Origin of the sequence: Virgisporangium aurantiacum, from assembly GCF_016863635.1 — a bacterium.
GTDB lineage: Bacteria > Actinomycetota > Actinomycetes > Mycobacteriales > Micromonosporaceae > Virgisporangium > Virgisporangium aurantiacum.
Genome location: NZ_BOPG01000024.1, coordinates 329,591 through 345,278 on the forward strand (window position 1 = coordinate 329,591; position 15,688 = coordinate 345,278).

At 72.2% G+C, this 15,688-nt stretch carries 14 protein-coding genes; 5 read left to right on the top strand and 9 right to left on the bottom strand.

Translation table 11 applies throughout. The features are described from left to right. Nucleotides 1–81 precede the first annotated feature (81 nt). Both Vau01_RS19985 and Vau01_RS19990 read left to right on the top strand, forming a co-directional pair. Nucleotides 82–384, top strand: a complete 303-nt coding sequence (locus tag Vau01_RS19985) for a hypothetical protein (RefSeq protein WP_203994946.1) — start codon at nucleotides 82–84, stop codon at nucleotides 382–384. A gap of 69 nt (nucleotides 385–453) precedes the next feature. Continuing rightward, on the top strand, nucleotides 454–1,812 hold the full coding sequence (locus Vau01_RS19990) for a BNR repeat-containing protein (protein WP_203994949.1): 1,359 nt from the start codon (nucleotides 454–456) through the stop codon (nucleotides 1,810–1,812). Here Vau01_RS19990 and Vau01_RS19995 read toward each other — a convergent pair. The 3 genes from Vau01_RS19995 to Vau01_RS20005 all read right to left on the bottom strand — a co-directional run bounded on the left by Vau01_RS19995 (nucleotide 1,809) and on the right by Vau01_RS20005 (nucleotide 7,461). Continuing rightward, complete coding sequence (locus tag Vau01_RS19995) at nucleotides 1,809–3,053, bottom strand: MFS transporter (RefSeq protein WP_203994952.1); 1,245 nt, start codon at nucleotides 3,051–3,053, stop codon at nucleotides 1,809–1,811. The two genes, Vau01_RS19990 and Vau01_RS19995, sit on opposite strands and share 4 nt — an antisense overlap. Before the next feature lie 76 nt (nucleotides 3,054–3,129). After that, nucleotides 3,130–3,705: an ArsR/SmtB family transcription factor gene (locus Vau01_RS20000; RefSeq protein ID WP_203994953.1), complete on the bottom strand. Its 576-nt coding sequence runs from the start codon at nucleotides 3,703–3,705 to the stop codon at nucleotides 3,130–3,132. A gap of 66 nt (nucleotides 3,706–3,771) precedes the next feature. After that, a complete protein-coding gene (locus tag Vau01_RS20005; protein ID WP_203994957.1) occupies nucleotides 3,772–7,461 on the bottom strand; it encodes a family 78 glycoside hydrolase catalytic domain in 3,690 nt (1,229 codons plus the stop codon). Nucleotides 7,462–7,822: 361 nt separating this feature from the next. Between Vau01_RS20005 and Vau01_RS20010 the strand changes: the two genes are divergently transcribed. After that, nucleotides 7,823–7,984, top strand: a complete 162-nt coding sequence (locus Vau01_RS20010; RefSeq protein ID WP_203994959.1) for a hypothetical protein — start codon at nucleotides 7,823–7,825, stop codon at nucleotides 7,982–7,984. 15 nt (nucleotides 7,985–7,999) lie between these two features. Here the strand turns inward: Vau01_RS20010 and Vau01_RS20015 are convergent, their stop codons facing one another. Then, nucleotides 8,000–8,155 (bottom strand): hypothetical protein, encoded by a 156-nt coding sequence (locus Vau01_RS20015; RefSeq protein ID WP_203994961.1) that lies wholly within the window; start codon nucleotides 8,153–8,155, stop codon nucleotides 8,000–8,002. A gap of 258 nt (nucleotides 8,156–8,413) precedes the next feature. On the opposite strand from Vau01_RS20015, the gene Vau01_RS20020 reads away from it, so the two are divergent. Continuing rightward, entirely contained in the window at nucleotides 8,414–8,599 is a 186-nt protein-coding gene (locus Vau01_RS20020) for a hypothetical protein (RefSeq protein WP_203994963.1), read from the top strand. On the opposite strand, the gene Vau01_RS20025 is transcribed toward Vau01_RS20020, so the two are convergent. Beyond that, entirely contained in the window at nucleotides 8,600–9,013 is a 414-nt protein-coding gene (locus tag Vau01_RS20025) for a cupin domain-containing protein (protein ID WP_203994969.1), read from the bottom strand. A gap of 174 nt (nucleotides 9,014–9,187) precedes the next feature. Between Vau01_RS20025 and Vau01_RS20030 the strand changes: the two genes are divergently transcribed. After that, entirely contained in the window at nucleotides 9,188–9,736 is a 549-nt protein-coding gene (locus Vau01_RS20030; protein ID WP_239151716.1) for a hypothetical protein, read from the top strand. Nucleotides 9,737–9,805: 69 nt separating this feature from the next. Here Vau01_RS20030 and Vau01_RS20035 read toward each other — a convergent pair whose 3' ends face one another. The 4 genes from Vau01_RS20035 to Vau01_RS20050 all read right to left on the bottom strand — a co-directional run bounded on the left by Vau01_RS20035 (nucleotide 9,806) and on the right by Vau01_RS20050 (nucleotide 15,626). Then, nucleotides 9,806–10,192, bottom strand: coding sequence for a hypothetical protein (locus Vau01_RS20035; RefSeq protein WP_203994972.1), 387 nt, complete (start codon nucleotides 10,190–10,192; stop codon nucleotides 9,806–9,808). A gap of 97 nt (nucleotides 10,193–10,289) precedes the next feature. Then, nucleotides 10,290–13,112 (bottom strand): ATP-binding protein, encoded by a 2,823-nt coding sequence (locus tag Vau01_RS20040; RefSeq protein WP_203994974.1) that lies wholly within the window; start codon nucleotides 13,110–13,112, stop codon nucleotides 10,290–10,292. A 43-nt stretch (nucleotides 13,113–13,155) separates the two neighbouring features. Next, entirely contained in the window at nucleotides 13,156–14,655 is a 1,500-nt protein-coding gene (locus Vau01_RS20045; RefSeq protein WP_203994977.1) for a class I adenylate-forming enzyme family protein, read from the bottom strand. Next, the gene (locus Vau01_RS20050; protein ID WP_203994979.1) at nucleotides 14,652–15,626 is read right to left on the bottom strand and encodes a phosphotriesterase family protein; all 975 of its coding nucleotides are present in this window, start codon (nucleotides 15,624–15,626) and stop codon (nucleotides 14,652–14,654) included. Before Vau01_RS20050 ends, Vau01_RS20045 begins: the two co-directional genes overlap by 4 nt. Between the last annotated feature and the right edge of the window lie 62 nt (nucleotides 15,627–15,688).

Genomic DNA, 15,688 nt, shown 5'->3' on the forward strand with positions numbered 1-15,688 from the left:
TCAGAGTGACCCGGGGGCACGGTGACGGGAAACGGGGCGGATCGGGGTTTGGATCAGGTGTGGCATCGCGCTGGCCGCTGGGTGACAGCGGCCGTTCTCCTCGCCCTGGCCCCGCTGCCGGTGCGCGTCGGCCAGACCCTGCTGGCCGATCGCGGCGCCACCCCGCTGACCGCCAGCGCCGTCGCGATCGCCGCCGCCGTCACCGTCGCGTGCCTGGTCGGAAGCGTGACCGCGCTCCGGTTGGCGTACCGCCCGGTCCGGGACGAGCGGGCCACGCACCAGTCGGCCCGGCAGTCGGCTCGGCAGTCGGCCCGGCACTCGGTCCGGGGTCCGGAGCGGCGGGTCGCGGTGCTGCCGAAGCAGGCGCGGCGCCGCTCCGGGTAGACCCCGACCCATTCATATCGACGAGGGTCGACATTAAGGTGTATGGACACCCACCCTTGCGAGGTTTCGATGAAACGTTCCAACCGGGCGGTCGGGGCCGCCGCGTCGATCGTGCTGGCGACGGCCGCCACCGTCGCCGGTGGGCCGGTGCCGCCGGCCGCCGCGGCAGCCCCGACGGTCAGCCACCTCGGTACCAGCACGCTGACCACCACCGGCCGCACCGCGGTGAGCTACTCCGGCCTCATGAACGGCGAGTCGTTCCAGCAGGACGGCATCGTCACGGCCAACGGCTGGCAGTACGCCGCGTTCTGGGACGAGAGCGGCTACGTCAACCTGTCGCGCCGGCAGCTGCCGTCCGGCGGGTGGCAGAACCTGCGGCTGACCGACTACCGCACCACGTCGACGGACTCGCACAACGTCATCTGCATCGGGATCTCGCCCCGCGACGGCACCGTCCACCTGGCCTTCGACATGCACTCCAACCAGTTCAAGTACCGCCGCTCGGTGGCCGGGCTGGCGACGAACGCCGCGGCCTGGGCCGCCGGCAGCTTCGGCGCCGTGCAGAACAGCATCGCCGGCACGGCGATGCCGACCGTGACCTACCCGCAGTTCCTCGCCGCCCCCGACGGGACGCTGCAGCTGGCGATCCGCACCGGTGTGAGCGGCAACGGCGACGAGGTGCTCTACGAGTACACCACCAACGGAACCTGGACCTACGTCGGCGAGTTCATCGACGGGACGTCGTACGACAACAACGCCTACCTGTTCGGCATCGAGTACGACCGGGAGGGGCTGCTGCACGCCACCTGGACCGTCCGCGAGACGTCGAACGGCAGCAGCAACCACGACCTCTACTACGCCTACAGCCGCGACAAGGGGCGGACCTGGCGCGACAACGCCGGAACCGTGCAGGCGCGCCCGTTGGCGTCGAACGCCGCCGGCCTCCGGGTCTGGCCGAACAGCCAGAACCGCGGCCTGATGAACCAGGAGTCGCAGGTCGTCGACTCGACGGGGGTGGTGCACGTTCTCCAGTCGCACCTGCCGGCGAACACGCCGAGCGTCACCGATTTCAACACCGCCCGCAACAGCGCGGTGCTCGTGCACTACTGGCGCGACAAGGCGTCGAAGGTGTGGAACCAGCGGTATCTCGGGTGGACCGAGGGCCTGAGCCGCGGCGACATCGCCGTCGACGCGCGCGACAACCTGTATGTCGTGAGTGGACACTCGGGCACCAACGTCCTGCAGATCGCGACCGCGTCGAAGGCGTCGGGCTGGTCGGACTGGACCGTGCGGAACCGGTCCGGTGCCCAGTACATGTCGGACCCGCTGATCGACCACGCGCTGCTGGTGTCGCAGAACATCCTGAGCGTCTACTGTCCGCGGGTCGGCGGCAGCCGGATCGACGTTCAGAACTGGTCCACCGCCTAGGAAGGAAGCTCACGCAGCCGGCGGAGCGGGGTGAACAGCAACGCGACGCCCACCAGCGCCAGGAACGTCGCCGCGCACCAGATCGCCGGCCGCACGCCCAGCCAGGCCGCCAGCGCGCCGCCGGCCAGCGCCCCGACGGGCATCGTCCCGAAGTTCAGCAACTGCATGCTCGCCACCACCCGCCCCAGCAGGTGGTGCGGCGTGTAGGCCTGCCGCCAACTGCCCTTGATGACGTTCCCGGCCACCACGCCGGTCCCCACCAGGACCCCGCCGGCGACGGCCGCGGCGAGGCGGGGACCGGCGCCGGTCAGCGGGATCAGCAGCGACGACGGCATCGCGACCAGTTGGCACAGCAGGATCGCCCGGGCGGTGCCGAACCGCCGCCCGAGCGCCGGCGCCAGGGTCGCCCCGACGGCACCGCCGACGCTCATCGCCGCCACGATCCCGCCCACGCCGCCCGGGCTCAGCCCGACCTCACGGGCCAGGAACACCACCAGGATCGACTGGTAGGCGACCAGGCCCAGGTTGCTCGCCGCGCCGTAGACGGCGAACAGCCGCAGGTACCGGTCGCGGCTGACGAACCGGATCCCGTCGGCCACCGCGCGTCGCAACGGCGGACGGCCGACGGGTCGTGGGCGCCTAGCGGGCCGGATCGCGGCCAGGCACAGCGCGGACGCGAGAAACGTCGCCGCGTCGAACACCAGCGCCCAGACCGCGCCGACGGCGCCGGCGATCAGGCCGGCCAGGCCCGGTCCGCCGACCTGGGCGGCGGCCTCCGTGCCCTGCAGCCGGGCGTTGCCGGCCGGCAGGTCGGTGGGTCGGAGCAGGGTGGGCAGGAACACCTGGTACGCGGTCTTGAAGAAGACGCTCGCGGTGCCGGTGCCGAAGGCCACCGCGAACAGGTGCGGCAGGGACAGCGCGCCGGTGCCGGCCGCGACCGGCACGCTCAGGTACAGCAGCAGCGACGCGACGTCGCAGTAGATCATCAGCGGCCGGGGCGGCAGCCGGTCGACCCAGGCGCCGGCCGGCAGGCCGATCAGCAGCCAGGGGAGCCAGGCGGCGGCCGACAGCAGCGCGACCTGGAACGCCGTGGCGTCGAGCACGGTGAGCGCCACCAGCGGCAGCGCGACCGACGTGACGCTGCTGCCGAGGTCGCTGGCCGCCTGTCCGGTCCACAGCAGGCGGAAGTCCCGGCCGCCCACCCGGCCGGGCGCCGCGCGGGGGATCGCGGTGGTCGTCATGCCGGGTCCCCACTTCGTGGTGACCCGCCCTGACCGGGCGGGCTCTGCTGAATGATGCCCTCGCGCAAGCGCTCGGTCATGGCTGTGCCGGGACGCCGTGGGCGAAGAAGAACACCGGTTCGCGCGGCGCGCCGTCGTCGGGGACCGCACGGGTCGCCCACCGGTCGACGAGGGTCTGCAGGTCGCGTTCGAAGGCGGCCAGTTCCGCGGGCGTCATCGAGAACCACTTGTCGGTGGAGAACGCCGCGTCGCCCCAGACCGCCTGCCGGTCGTCGGGCTCGGCGTACCAGCCGCGGACCAGGCCGACGTGGCGGTCGAGGTTGATCGACGCGGCGGCGCTGGCGACGGCCTGCCCCACCGGGTCGTCGGCGAAGTCCGAGTCGGTCCAGCGCAGGCTGCGGGACGCCAGTTCCCACCAGCGCTCGCGCCGGTTCCGGGCCCGCTCCGGCACCTCGACGATCAGCCCGGCCTCGGCGAGGACCTTGAGGTGGTGGCTGATGTTCGCGACGGCCTGTTCGGTGTGCGTCGCCAGCGCGGTCGCCGTGGCCGGGCCGTGGACCCGCAGGACGTCCATGAGCCGCCGCCGCAACGGGTGCGAGGCGGCGGCCAGGACGCGGGAGTCGCGGACCCGGGTCACATCGTCGTTCGGCATGGGTCCACGGTGACATAACAAGAGACGTTGCGCAACAGCTCTTGCGCAACGCCTCTTGCTAGATGGTCAGACGGGCGCGGTGAACGTGTACGAGCCCGCGCCGACGTGGAACGTGCGTCCACCCATCGGAACCGCCTGCGCGGGCGCGGTCACGCTGCCGGCACCGGGCACGGTGACCGACGCGGCGACGCCGGCCGGAACCGTCACCCGCAGCGTCACCACCGATCCCGCGACCGACCAGTCGCTGACCGCGCGGCCGTACGGCGTCTCGAAGGCCGACGCCGCCGACGTGAGACCACCGCCGACCACCGGCGCGATCTGCAGCGCCGCGTAGCCGGGCGCCGCCGGCGCGAGCCCGCCGACCCGCCGGTAGAGGAAGTCGCCGACGGACCCCAACCCGTAGTGGTTGAACGAGTTCATGCCGGGGTCGTTGAACGTGCCGTCGGTCCGGATGCCGTCCCAGCGTTCCCAGATCGTCGTGGCGCCCCGGCCGTTCATGTAGCCCCAGCCGGGGAAGCCGGGCTGCAGCAGGATCTGGTACGCGGTGGCGGCGTGCCCGTTGTCGGCGAGCACCGGCAGCAGGTTCTCCACGCCGAGGAAGCCGACCGTGAGGTGACCGCCGGCGGCGTTCACCCGGGCGACCAGTTTGTCGGCGACGGCCTGGGTGCGGTTGCCCGTGAGGCCGAACGCCAACGCCAGCACGTAACCCGTCTGCGTGTTGCCGCTGACGGTCCCGTCGGCCGCGACGAACCGGCCGGCGAACGCGGCCGCGACGCGGTCGGCCAGGGTGCCGTACGACGCGGCCTCGGCCGTCCGCCCGGTGGCAGCGGCCATCCGCGACACCAGCCGTGCCGACCACGCGAAGAACGCCGTCGAGATGAGGTCCTGCGCGGTGTTGTCGTTGACGTTGAGCCAGTCGCCGTACGTCGTCTGGTTGCGGATCAGGTCGGCGCCCGACGTCGCCCGCAGGTAGTCGACCCAGCGCGCCATCGCCGTGAAGTTCTCGTCGACGACGCGCAGGTCGCCGTACCGCTGCCACAGCGTGTACGGCACGATGACCCCCGCGTCGCCCCAGCCCGCCGCACCCGCGCCGCAGCACACGTTCGGCGCCACGTCGGTGAAGGCGCCGTCGGCCCGCTGCGCGTCGACGAGGTCGTCGGTGTACTTGTCCAGCAACGCCTGCATGTCGACGTTGAACGTCGACGTGGCCGCGAAGATGGCGATGTCGCCGGTCCAGCCGAGGCGTTCGTCGCGCTGTGGACAGTCGGTCGGGATCGTCAGCATGTTCGACCGTTCGCCCCAGAGGATGTTGTGCTGCACCTGGTTCACCAGCGCGTTGGAGGTGGTGAGCGTGCCGAGTTGGGTGCCGCTGGTCCAGGCCGCGCGTCCGGTCACCGTCGGCGCCGACGCGGTGCCGGTGACCTCGACGTACCGGAACCCGTGCACGGTGAACCGCGGCTCGTACGTCTCCGTGCCGCCGGTTCCGGCGAGCGTGAACCGGTCGGTGGCCTGTGCCGCCCGCAGGTTCGCGGTGTAGAGCGTCCCGTCGGGGTTGAGCACCTCGGCGTGCCGGACGGTGAGCGTGGTTCCCGCCGGCCCGCTCGCCGCGATCCTGGTCCAGCCGGTGAAGTTCTGCCCGAGGTCGAACACCCACCGGCCCGGCTGCGGCTGCGTCACCGCCACCGGCGCGAAGTCGCGCTGCACGGTGACGCCATTGTCCACTTGGGACACCAGGGTCGGTTTGGCGCCCGCCTTGACTTGCACGGGTTCCCAGACGGAGTCGTCGAAGCCGGGCTGGTCCCAGCCGGCGACGGCCAGCCGCGCGTCGTAGGTCTCGCCGTGGTACAGGTCGTCGGAACGGATCGGGCTTCCGGCGGTCCGCCACGTGCCGTCCGTGCGGACGGTCGCGGTGGTTCCGTCGGTGTAGGTGACGACGAGCTGAGCGCCGTACCACGGCTGCGTGCCGTACCGCTGGTTGCCGGCGAAGCCGAGACTGCCGGAGTACCACCCGTTCCCGAGCCAGGCGCCGAGCACGTTGTCACCCTGGCGCAGCATCGGGGTGACGTCGTACACCTTGTACTGCAGGCGTTTGGTGTAGTCGGTCCAGCCGGGTGCGAGCACGTCGGCGCCGACCTTCGTGCCGTTGATCCGGGTCTCGTGCAGGCCCAGGGCGGTGGTGAGCAGGCGCGCCTGTTGGACCGGCTTGGTGACGCCGAATGCCTTGCGCAGCAACGGCGCCGGCCCGCTCACGGCCACACCGGAGGCCCATGGCCCGCTGCCGTACGTCGCGACCGCCCGGGCGGCGGGCCACGCTCCGTCGTTGAAGCCGACCGTGGTCCACCCCGCGGCTGCGCTGGGGAACGCCTTCCACGCTGCGTCCGTCACAATGGTTGTTCCGCCGGAAGCCGTGAGTTTCGCGACCACGCCGGCCGGCGACTGGGTGGTGTTCTCCGCCGCGACCGCGATCACGTTGGTGCCGGCCACGAGCCGGCCGCGCAGGTCGACCACCGCGGCCCGGCGCCAGGAATCCGTGACGCGCGGCGACGCGCTCACCGGAACGCCGTTGACCCACACGTCGGCGGTGTCGTCGCCGGTGATGACGAGTTGCGCGTTCGGCGGGGCGGACGGGAGGCTGAACGTGCGCCGGAAGTAGCGCGTCGCGGGTGGCACGCCCGCGGCCGGATCGCCTTCGGGGTACCAGATCCAGGTGGCGCCGACGAGGTCGAGGCCGGTCGCGGTCCGGCCGACGAAATCGGCTGTCCACTGTGTACTCGACTGCAGCAGACCGGTTTCGAAGGACCGGGTGGCACTCCACGCGCCGGTGCGGCCCTCGGCGTCGAAGACGCGCACACGCCAGTAGTACCGCCGGAGGCTGGTGAGCGGCGGGCCGCCGTACGCGACGTCGACCTGTTGCGCCGTCGCGACCCGGCCGGTGCTCCACACGTCACCGGTGTGCGCGGTGGTCGTGGAGACCGTGAGTTCGTAGCCGGCCTGGCGTTGCCCGGTCGCGGAAGACGCGAGCTTCCACCCGAACCGGGGACGCGCCGCGTCGACGCCGAGCGGATCCGTCCGCCGTTCCACGGTGGCCGACGCGACCGTCAGTGGTGACGCGGCGTCCGGGTTCGGCGCCGACACGTCGGAGTTCCAGGGGGAGATGCCGTACGCGCCGGAGTCGCGCGCCGGCGTCCACCCGCTCTCGCCGAATCCCGGTTGTTCCCACCCCGATGCCGGGTCGCGGCCGGACCGCCACGCCGCGTCGGTGACGAGTTCCGTCGTGCCGCCGGCCGCGACCACCCGCAGCCGGCCGAGCACGCCGGCCGGCCCGTCGGCGGTGTTGCGGGCGGCGACCGCGATCGTGTTGGTTCCGGTGCTCAGGTTCGCGCGCAGGTCGAGGTACAGCGCCTGGTGCCACGAGTCGCCGGTCCGCGGTGACGCGCCGACGGGCTTGCCGTTGAGCCAGACGTCGACGCTGTCGTCACCGGTGACGACGAACTGCGCCTCGCTGACCGCTCCACTGTGGACGGTGAACGTCGTGCGGAAGTAGCGCGACGCGGCCGGGACGGAGACGCGGGGATCGCCCTCCGGGTACCAGATCCAGTGCGCCCCGGCGAGGCTGACCGGTGCGGCCGTGGCCGCATGGGGGAAGGGGACGACGAGCAGGGCCGCGACGAGCACGGCGGTGAGGAATGCCGGGCGCAGCGCGCGGCGTCGTGGGGAGGCCGCCGGGCGCAGCGCGCGGCGATGTGTCAGGGGCATGGGCGGTGCTCCTGTCCAGGGGTGTATGAAGTTGCGACCAGATCGCGTGAATCGTTTCATTAAAACGTTTCACGCATCGGGCCGTGTCGATACTGTAGTGAGGCCCGCCCCGATGCGCAACGTCCTCCGGAGGACCCGCCGCTGTTCGACTGGTTCTCGCAGCGCAGTCCCGGACGCCTCGGGTACATGGTCGAGAGCCTGGTGCAGGTGAAATCGAAGCTGACCAACGAGGTCGGCGAGATGGCCCGGGCCGCCGCCGACGTCAACGACTGGGAGGGAACCGCGGCCGGAGTTCGGGCACACCAGTGGCTGGAGCGTCGTCCTCGCGGTCGTCGGGGCCATCGCGGCGGTCGTCAGCGACATGCTCAAGACCGAGCGCACGCTGGCCGAGCGGCTCGCGCAGGACATGGCGATCGTCCGCGCCAACCGGCACACTCACCTGCTGCCCGATCGGCCCGACGCGTCGCGCGATCCGATCCTCAGCCTCGCCGAGTTCCGGTTGCCGTCGATCCTCGTGTCATGACGGGAGCGACGTCACCTAACTGAAGACGCCGGCGACGAACTGGGCGGCACCGCTCGCGGCTTCACCGAGCACGCCGACCATGTTCTTGACCGCCGATGCCGACTCACCGGGGCGGAACGCGATCATGAAAATGAGGAGGGCGATGGCTGCTGGCTTGATGAGCTTCTTCATCTGTCTCGGCCTCGTTCTGGTTGAACGGATGTCGGGACTGCGGGGGATCCGACGGTTCGGGTGACCGTGGGGACAGTCAGCGTAAGCGGTGCCGCTCCGGTAACAGAAGGTCGCGGTCCATTCACTCATTCAGGAGATTGGGTACACGTTTCGCGAATGGCGCCGGCTCTGCCGCCCGGTCGGGGGATCGGGGTTTGACCTGGCCCGGGGCGGGCAAGTCAGGGGTGCCGCACGCACCCACCCGAAGGCAGGATTGTCATGATCGCCACCGGCATCACCTCGGTTCTGCTGGTCGGTATCGGCATCGGTGCGCTGGGGCGCATCGCGGTTCCGCGGCGGCGCGCCGGCGTCGCCGTGACCGTGGCGATCGTCGTGGTGGCGGCGCTGGTCGGAACCGTGGTGGCACGGATGACCGGCGTGATCGGCACCGCCGAGCCCGAGTAGTCAGGTGGGGGGCCACAGGCTGGGCAGGTTGACCACCACGGCCTCCTGGCTGCTCCGCGCGATGACCACCACCGCCTCATCCGCACCGGGGTTCTCCTCGCGGTGCGGCACGAACGGCGGGACGAAGACGTAGTCACCGGGTTCGGCCTCGATGCGTACCTCGGCCTCGCCGTCGGCGAAGACGAACACCGGGCGACCCGACACCACGTAGATGGCGGTCTCGGTGTCGCCGTGGTGGTGGTCGCCCGAGGACGTACCCGGGCCGACGTGCGTGCGTCCCATCCAGAGTTTCGCCGAACCGACGGTCCGACCGGAGATCGCCTCCAGCCGGGTCATGCCGCTCGTCTGGCCGGTGTCGCCGCTGAGTTCGGTGCCGCGGATGTGCCGCAGGGGCCGATGCCACTCGTCCGTCATGCCTCATTGTGCGCGCCGCTGACCTGCGGCATCGTCGTCCATCGTTTTGACCTTCATTAGTGCAACACGTTTGATCTATGGGATTGGGCACCTCCTTGTCCCGTTTTGTCGCCTGGTGAGCGGGCACGACTGAACGGACCGATACGACACAACAAGGCAGCACAAGGAGGAACCATGAAGCGAGTTCCGTTCGCCGCGGCACTCCTCGCCCTGGCGTTGACAGCGACGTTCGCACTTTTCGCGTCGCCCGTGTCAGCCGCTCCGGCCGCGCCGCAGGCTCCGGCCGCCGATCTCGGCACCATCACCTCCCAGGTGACCGGCACGTTCACCGACGCCGCCGGCGCCGGCACGTTCACCGGTACGTTCGTCCCCTCGGAGTTCACCACGGACGGCACCAGCACGTTCGCGAACGGGGTGCTCTCCGGCAACCTGGTCAGCGCCGACGGCACCTCGCAGTCGGTGTCGCAGAACCAGACCTTCGAGGTCAACCAGATCCAGGCAATCGGTTGTGAGGTGCTCGACCTGGTCCTCGGACCGCTGGACCTGGACCTGCTCGGGCTGGTCGTCCACCTGGACCGCGTGCACCTGAACATCACCGCGGTCCCGGGTCCGGGCAACCTGGTCGGCAACCTGATCTGCGCGATCGTGGGCCTGCTCGACGGTGGCCCGCTGGCGTCGATCGTGGCGCTGCTCAACCAGATCCTGGCTCTGCTGCGTCCGTAAGTTCGTCACATCCGCAAGGTCCGTCGCGCGTGGCCGCCGTCAAGGCGGCCACGCGCTTCGGCGTCACCTTTACCGGGACGCACGTGAGCGCCGCGCCTCGACCCGCGCGGCCACCGAACCCGCCACCAGCGCCACGCCGACCCCGACCAGTTGGAGCACGGTGCCGATCACCCCGCCGGTGCCCGCGTCGCCGGTCAGGTTCCCGGTGCCGGCGCCGCTGGCCACACTGGACAGGACGAACCCGGCGATCACGAACAGTCCCAGGAACGCGCCGACGGCCGGTGCCCAGGACCATGTCGCCAGCGCCACGAACACCGCGCCGGCTCCCAGGATCAGCAGTCCCGGGGGCGGATAGAACGGGAACTCCACCCCGGACGCCCACAGCGTCCCGATCCCGAGAGCGCCGACCACCAGACCCAGGACCGTCAGTCCCCGTGCCGAAACCGTGCCGCGCATTGTGATCCTCCGATTCCGCCGAAGCGGTCCAGTGATTGCGTGGTCCAGGATCGTGACGTTCGGGTCCGGCGGCGTCCGTCCGGGAGCGGCGGTCGCCCTACGTCGGCGGGCGTAGGGACCGGCGGAGGTCCTCCGCCGCGTAGGCGGCGACGCGGGCCGCGTCCGTCCGGCCGCGGGCGGCCTCGATCAGCGACCGGACGGCGAACGCGTCGGCCTCCAGCACCCGGTACCCGTTCGCCCGGACCAGGCGCACCGCCTCGCGGAGCGGGACGTCGGCGTCGTCGGGCCGGCCGGCGCAGGCGAGCGTGCGGGCCATTCCGAGGAGGGCGCACGCCCGCACGTGGCGGCAGTCGGTGTCGCCGGCCAGCCGCGCCGCCTCCCGGCACCGGTCCAGCGCCGGCCCGTGACGGCCGAGCCGGTGTTCGACGGTGGCGAGGGTGATCAGCGACTGGGCCTCCTCCCGCCGGTCACCGATGGCCTGTGCCAACGCGAGCGCCTCGCGCGCCGGCGGCAGCGCGACGCGCGGACGCCCGGCGCCGCAGTGCACCTCGGCGATCCCGCGCAGGCAGGTGGCGACCCGGCCCCGATCGCCGGCCCGGCGGTGCAGCGGGAGGGCGGCCCGGAAATGCTCGAGGGCCTCGTGCGGCCGCCCGCTGTCCAGGAACACCGCGGCGAGGTTGTCGATCGCCGTCGCGTGGCCGAACGGCGAACCCGACTCGACGTGCAGGACGATCGCCCGCCGGTGCAGGTCGGCCGCGACCTCGAGGTCGCCGAGCTCCCGCCGCACGATGCCGAGGTTGTCCAGCGCGACCGCCTGCTGCCGGGGCCGGCCGTCGCGCTCGTGCAGCGTGACCGCCTCGGTGAAGCGGGCCGCGGCCTCCCGGTGCCGTCCGGTCTGCGACAGCGCCACCCCGACGTTGTTCAGCGCGGCGGCCCGCCCGGCCGACCAGCCGGCGCGTTCCGCGAGCGTCATCGACTCGGTGTAGTGCGTGCTCGCGGCCGCGTACCGGCCGATCGCGTTGAAGGCGGCGCCGAGGCTCAGGTTCGCCGCCGCCAGCGGCCCCGGCCGGCCGTCGGCGGCGCACCGGGCGTCGCGGGCGACGGCGAGCCAGTCGACGAACCCGCGGCGCAGGGTGAAGTAGCCGCGGAGGTTGTCGGCCAGCCGCCAGGCCGCGTCGCGCGGGCCGTGGCCGGCGGCGTGCCGCACGAGCGCGACGAGGTTGACCCGCTCGGAGTCGAGCCAGTCCAGCGCCCGCGCGGCGTCGGGGAACGGGAGGGGCGGCCGCGCCGTGCCGCGTTCCGGTTCCGGGGGCAGCCGCACCGTCCAGCCGTAGAGCAGTTCGGCGGCGGCGTCGGTCGCGGTCAGGTAGAAGTCGTACAGCCGCCGGACGGCGTCGGCGGCGTCGCGGCGGTCGGCCTCGCCGGTCGCGAGCGCACGGGCGTAGTGACGCAGCAGGTCGTGCAGCACGAAACGGCCGGCGGCCGGTTCGCCGACGAGGTGGGCGTCCTGGAGGCGGCGCAGCGCACCGGTCACGACCGGCGGTTCGAGACCGACGAGCGCGCACACCGCCGCCGTCGCGACGTCCGGTGCCGGCACGTGGCCGAGCAGGCGGAACACGCGCCGCTCGGTGACGCCGAGCGTGGCGTAGGACAGGTCGAACGCGGCGCGGACGGCGGTCTGCTCGTCGCCGGCGACCGTGAGGTCGGCGATCCGGTTACCGTCCCGGAGATCCGCGACGAACCGCGTGATCCCGGTGTGCGGCCGGGTGACCAGGTTCGCGGCGGCGACCCGCAACGCCAGCGGCAGCCGGCCGCACAGCCGGGCCAGTTCGTCGACGGCGGCCGGCTCGGCGTCGGTCCGCGCCCGGCCGAGCGCGGCTGTGAGTAGCGCCCGCGCCTCGTCGTCGTCGAGGACGTCGAGCGTCAACGGCCGGGCGCCGTCACTGGCGACGAGCCCGCCGAGCCGTTCCCGGCTGGTCACCAGAACCAGGCAGTGCGGGCTCGGCGGCAGCAGCGGGCGCACCTGGTGCGGTCCGGCGGCGTTGTCGAGGAGCAGAAGCAGGCGCCGGTCGGCGACGATCGTCCGGAAGAGGGCGGCGGCCTCGTCGACCTCGGTCGGCACCCGGTCGGCGGCGACGCCGAGGGCGCGCAGGAACCGGGCGAGGGCCTGGTCGGGCGGCACCGGCGGATCGGTGGAGTGGCCGCGCAGGTTCAGGTACAACTGGCCGTCGGGGAACCGGTCGCGGACACCACGGGCCCAGTGGACGGCGAGCGCGGTCTTGCCCACCCCGGCCGACCCGCCGATCACGACGGTGACCCCGGCGGAATCGCGGGCGGTGGCCCCGTCGGTGGCCCCGTCGCTGGCCCCGTCGGTGACCGCGTCGAGCAGACCGTCCAGTTCGGACAGTTGCTGCCGGCGTCCGGTGAAACCGACGGCGGCCGGCGGCAGCTGGCGCGGAACCTCGGTGCCCGGTGCGGTCGGGCCCGGTGCGGTCAGGCCGGTCGCGGTCGGGCCCGGCGCGGTGTCAGCGGTGTCGCGATCGCCGAAGGCGTGCTCGATCAGCGTGTACCGCGGCCGCCAGTACTCGTCGAGGCCGCCGCGCCACGACAACCGGTCCGCGCGGCGCTGCTCGCGCGCGTGCTCGTAGCAGACCTCGACGACCCGCCGGACCACCGGCCACTCCGGCGGCGTGCGCACCTGACCGCCGAGGATCGCGCCGAGCTGGCTCTTGCCGAGCCCGACGTGCCGCGCGAGCACCCGCAGGCTCGGTCCGCCGGCCTGGTCGCGGAGCACCCGCAGGTCCCGACACAGGCCGGCCAGCATCCCGTGGGCCGGGTCGAGGACCGGGCCGTTCGATCGCCGTTCGACGCGAGCCAGCTTAGGGACGGCGCCGGTCCGGGCCTGTCCCGCATGGGACAACGTCGATGCGTATCCACACCGGGCGACGCGTCTCGCGGACGTATCAGCGGACCGGCCCGCCCCAATCGGTCTCGTCGCGGACCCGGCGCTTCAGCAGCTTGCCGCCGGGGTTGCGGGGCAGCGGTTCGGTGCGTACGGCGACGTACTGCGGGACCTTGAACCGGGCGATCCGCTCGTCGAGGTACGCCAGCACCGCGTCGACGTCGATCGGCGAACCCGGCGCCGACACCAGGACCGCGCCGACCTTCTCGCCCATCATGTCGTCGGGGACGCCCACCACCGCGGCCTCGAACACGCCGGGCGCGCCGGCCAGCGCGTTCTCCACCTCGACGCAGTACACGTTCTCGCCGCCCCGGTTGATCATGTCCTTGATCCGGTCGACGATGTGGATCAGGCCGTGCTCGTCGATGCGGGCCAGGTCGCCGGTGTGCAGCCAGCCGTCGACGAACGCGGCGGCCGTCTCCGCGGGCTTGTTCCAGTAGCCGGCGACGATGTTCGGCCCGCGCACGAGCAGTTCGCCGACGCCGTCGGGGCTGGGCGAGTCGATGCGCACGTCGCAGACGGGTGCCGGGAAACCGACCGAGTCGGCGTGGTCGACGAACTCGTGCGGCAGGTACGACGTGACGCTCGACGTCTCGGTGAGCCCGAACCCGTTGCCGACCCGCGCGCCCGGGAACGCCTTCACGATCCGCGCCACCAGGTCGGGCGCGATCGGCGCGCCGCCGTAGGAGAGGTTGCGGACCCCCGACACGTCCACCTCGGCGAAGCGCGGCTGGTTGATCGCCAGCCAGTAGATCGCCGGCACCGTGGTGAGGATGTCGATCCGTTCCGCCGCGATCGCGTCGAGGAACGCGTTCACCTCGAACTGCGGCATCACCACCGTGGTTCCGCCCACGTACACGGCGACGAGCAGTTGGCTGTTGCAGCCGGTCACGTGGAACAGCGGCACCGACACCAGCGTGCGGATCGGCGTCCCGGGCTCCAGTGTGAGGATCCGCCGGCAGGTCTCGCAGTTGGACAGGAAGTTGGCGTGGGTGGTCACCGCGCCCTTGGGGAAGCCGGTGGTTCCGCTGGTGTAGAAGATGGCCGCGGCGTCGTCGGGCGCGAGGCCATCGGCGGCGTACGGCTCACCGTCCGGTAAAGGCTCTTCCGGGACGAAGGTGAAGCGCGCGCCGCTGTCGCCGACGACGTACGCCACCTCCTCCGCGGAGAACCGCGTGTTGACGGGCACCACGACGGCACCGGCGAGCACCGTCCCGAAGAACGCCACCACCCAGTCGACGCCGTTGCCGAGGCGGATCGCCACCCGGTCACCCCGGTCGACGCCGGCCGCGCGCAGCCCGCCGGCGACGCGCGCCGCCGCGTCCCATAGCTCCTGATACGTGAGGCGCGGGCCGCCGCCGGTCTCGACCACCGCCTCCGCGCCGGGGCTGCGCGCGACCGTCGTGCGCAACAGCTCCACCAGGCTCGCCGGCAGCCCGTCGTAGCGCCTGATCCCGTCGGCGCCGAGGGAGATTCCTTCCTGGCTGAAGGGCGTGCTCATGAGAAGTACCGGCGCGGGTTGTCGACGAGCATCTGGTCGAGCTGCGCCTCGCTGACGCCCGCCACGCGCAGCGCCGGCAGCACGTCGTCGCTGATGTGCTCGTAGTGCCAGTTCGGCGAGACCGCGTTGTGGACGGCGTCGAGGTGCTCGCCGAAGTAGTCGATGAAGCACGACGCGTCGTGGGAGAGCACCATGCGGTCGGCGTACCCGCGCTCGGCGAGGGCGGCGATCGTGCGGACCCGGTCGGCGGTCGGGTTGAACAGGTCGAGCCCGAACCGGTCCATGCCGAGGGTGGCGCCGGTGTCGGCGAGCGCCATCAGGTAGTCGAGGTCGTTGCTGTCGCCGGCGTGCCCGACGACGACCTTCGTGAGGTCGACGCCCTCCTTGGCGAACAGGTCGACCGCGAGCCGCCCGCTCTGCGCCGGTGCCGAGGTGTGCACGGTGATCGGCGCGCCGGTGTCGACGCTGGTGCGGGCCACGGCACGGGCGATCCTGTCCACGCCGGGCGTCAGCCCCGCCGCGTCCACGCAGCACTTGAGGAACGCGGCCTTGACCCCCGTGCCCGCGATGCCCTCGACGATGTCGCGGGTGAAATCGGTGACCATCGGCTCGGGGATGTCGAGCAGCAGCCCGGGGCCGCGGTACTCGTACTGGTGCGGCAGCTCCTGGTACACGTACAGGCCGGTGGCGACGACGATGTTGACGGCGACCTGCTCGGCGATGCGCTGGATGCGGGGGATGTAGCGGCCGAGGCCCCACACGGTCGGGTCGACGATCGTGGTGATCCCCTTGGCGTGCACCGCGTTGAGTTTGGCGACGGCGTCGGCGACGCGGGTGTCCTCGTCCCACCACGAGCCGGCGCCGTAGTTCTGCAGGTGCTCGGTCGACAGGACGAAGACGTGTTCGTGCATGAGCGTCGGGCCGAGCCGGTCGACCTCGACGGGTCCCTTGACGGTTTCCACGGTGGGCATGGGACGACCCCTTTCGGACGGCGGTTTCCCGGGGTCACCCAAGACTGCTCGCCCGGCACCCG

What these genes read in the sequence shown, in the direction of transcription:
- Vau01_RS20030 (WP_239151716.1), top strand. Translation starts at nt 9,188, where the DNA reads ATGAAGCGAGTTCCGTTCGCCGCGGCACTCCTCGCCCTGGCGTTGACA.
- Vau01_RS20050 (WP_203994979.1), bottom strand. Translation starts at nt 15,626, where the DNA reads ATGCCCACCGTGGAAACCGTCAAGGGACCCGTCGAGGTCGACCGGCTC.
- Vau01_RS20010 (WP_203994959.1), top strand. Translation starts at nt 7,823, where the DNA reads ATGCTCAAGACCGAGCGCACGCTGGCCGAGCGGCTCGCGCAGGACATG.
- Vau01_RS20020 (WP_203994963.1), top strand. Translation starts at nt 8,414, where the DNA reads ATGATCGCCACCGGCATCACCTCGGTTCTGCTGGTCGGTATCGGCATC.
- Vau01_RS20015 (WP_203994961.1), bottom strand. Translation starts at nt 8,155, where the DNA reads ATGAAGAAGCTCATCAAGCCAGCAGCCATCGCCCTCCTCATTTTCATG.
- Vau01_RS20045 (WP_203994977.1), bottom strand. Translation starts at nt 14,655, where the DNA reads ATGAGCACGCCCTTCAGCCAGGAAGGAATCTCCCTCGGCGCCGACGGG.
- Vau01_RS19995 (WP_203994952.1), bottom strand. Translation starts at nt 3,053, where the DNA reads ATGACGACCACCGCGATCCCCCGCGCGGCGCCCGGCCGGGTGGGCGGC.
- Vau01_RS19990 (WP_203994949.1), top strand. Translation starts at nt 454, where the DNA reads ATGAAACGTTCCAACCGGGCGGTCGGGGCCGCCGCGTCGATCGTGCTG.
- Vau01_RS20035 (WP_203994972.1), bottom strand. Translation starts at nt 10,192, where the DNA reads ATGCGCGGCACGGTTTCGGCACGGGGACTGACGGTCCTGGGTCTGGTG.
- Vau01_RS20025 (WP_203994969.1), bottom strand. Translation starts at nt 9,013, where the DNA reads ATGACGGACGAGTGGCATCGGCCCCTGCGGCACATCCGCGGCACCGAA.
- Vau01_RS20005 (WP_203994957.1), bottom strand. Translation starts at nt 7,461, where the DNA reads ATGCCCCTGACACATCGCCGCGCGCTGCGCCCGGCGGCCTCCCCACGA.
- Vau01_RS20000 (WP_203994953.1), bottom strand. Translation starts at nt 3,705, where the DNA reads ATGCCGAACGACGATGTGACCCGGGTCCGCGACTCCCGCGTCCTGGCC.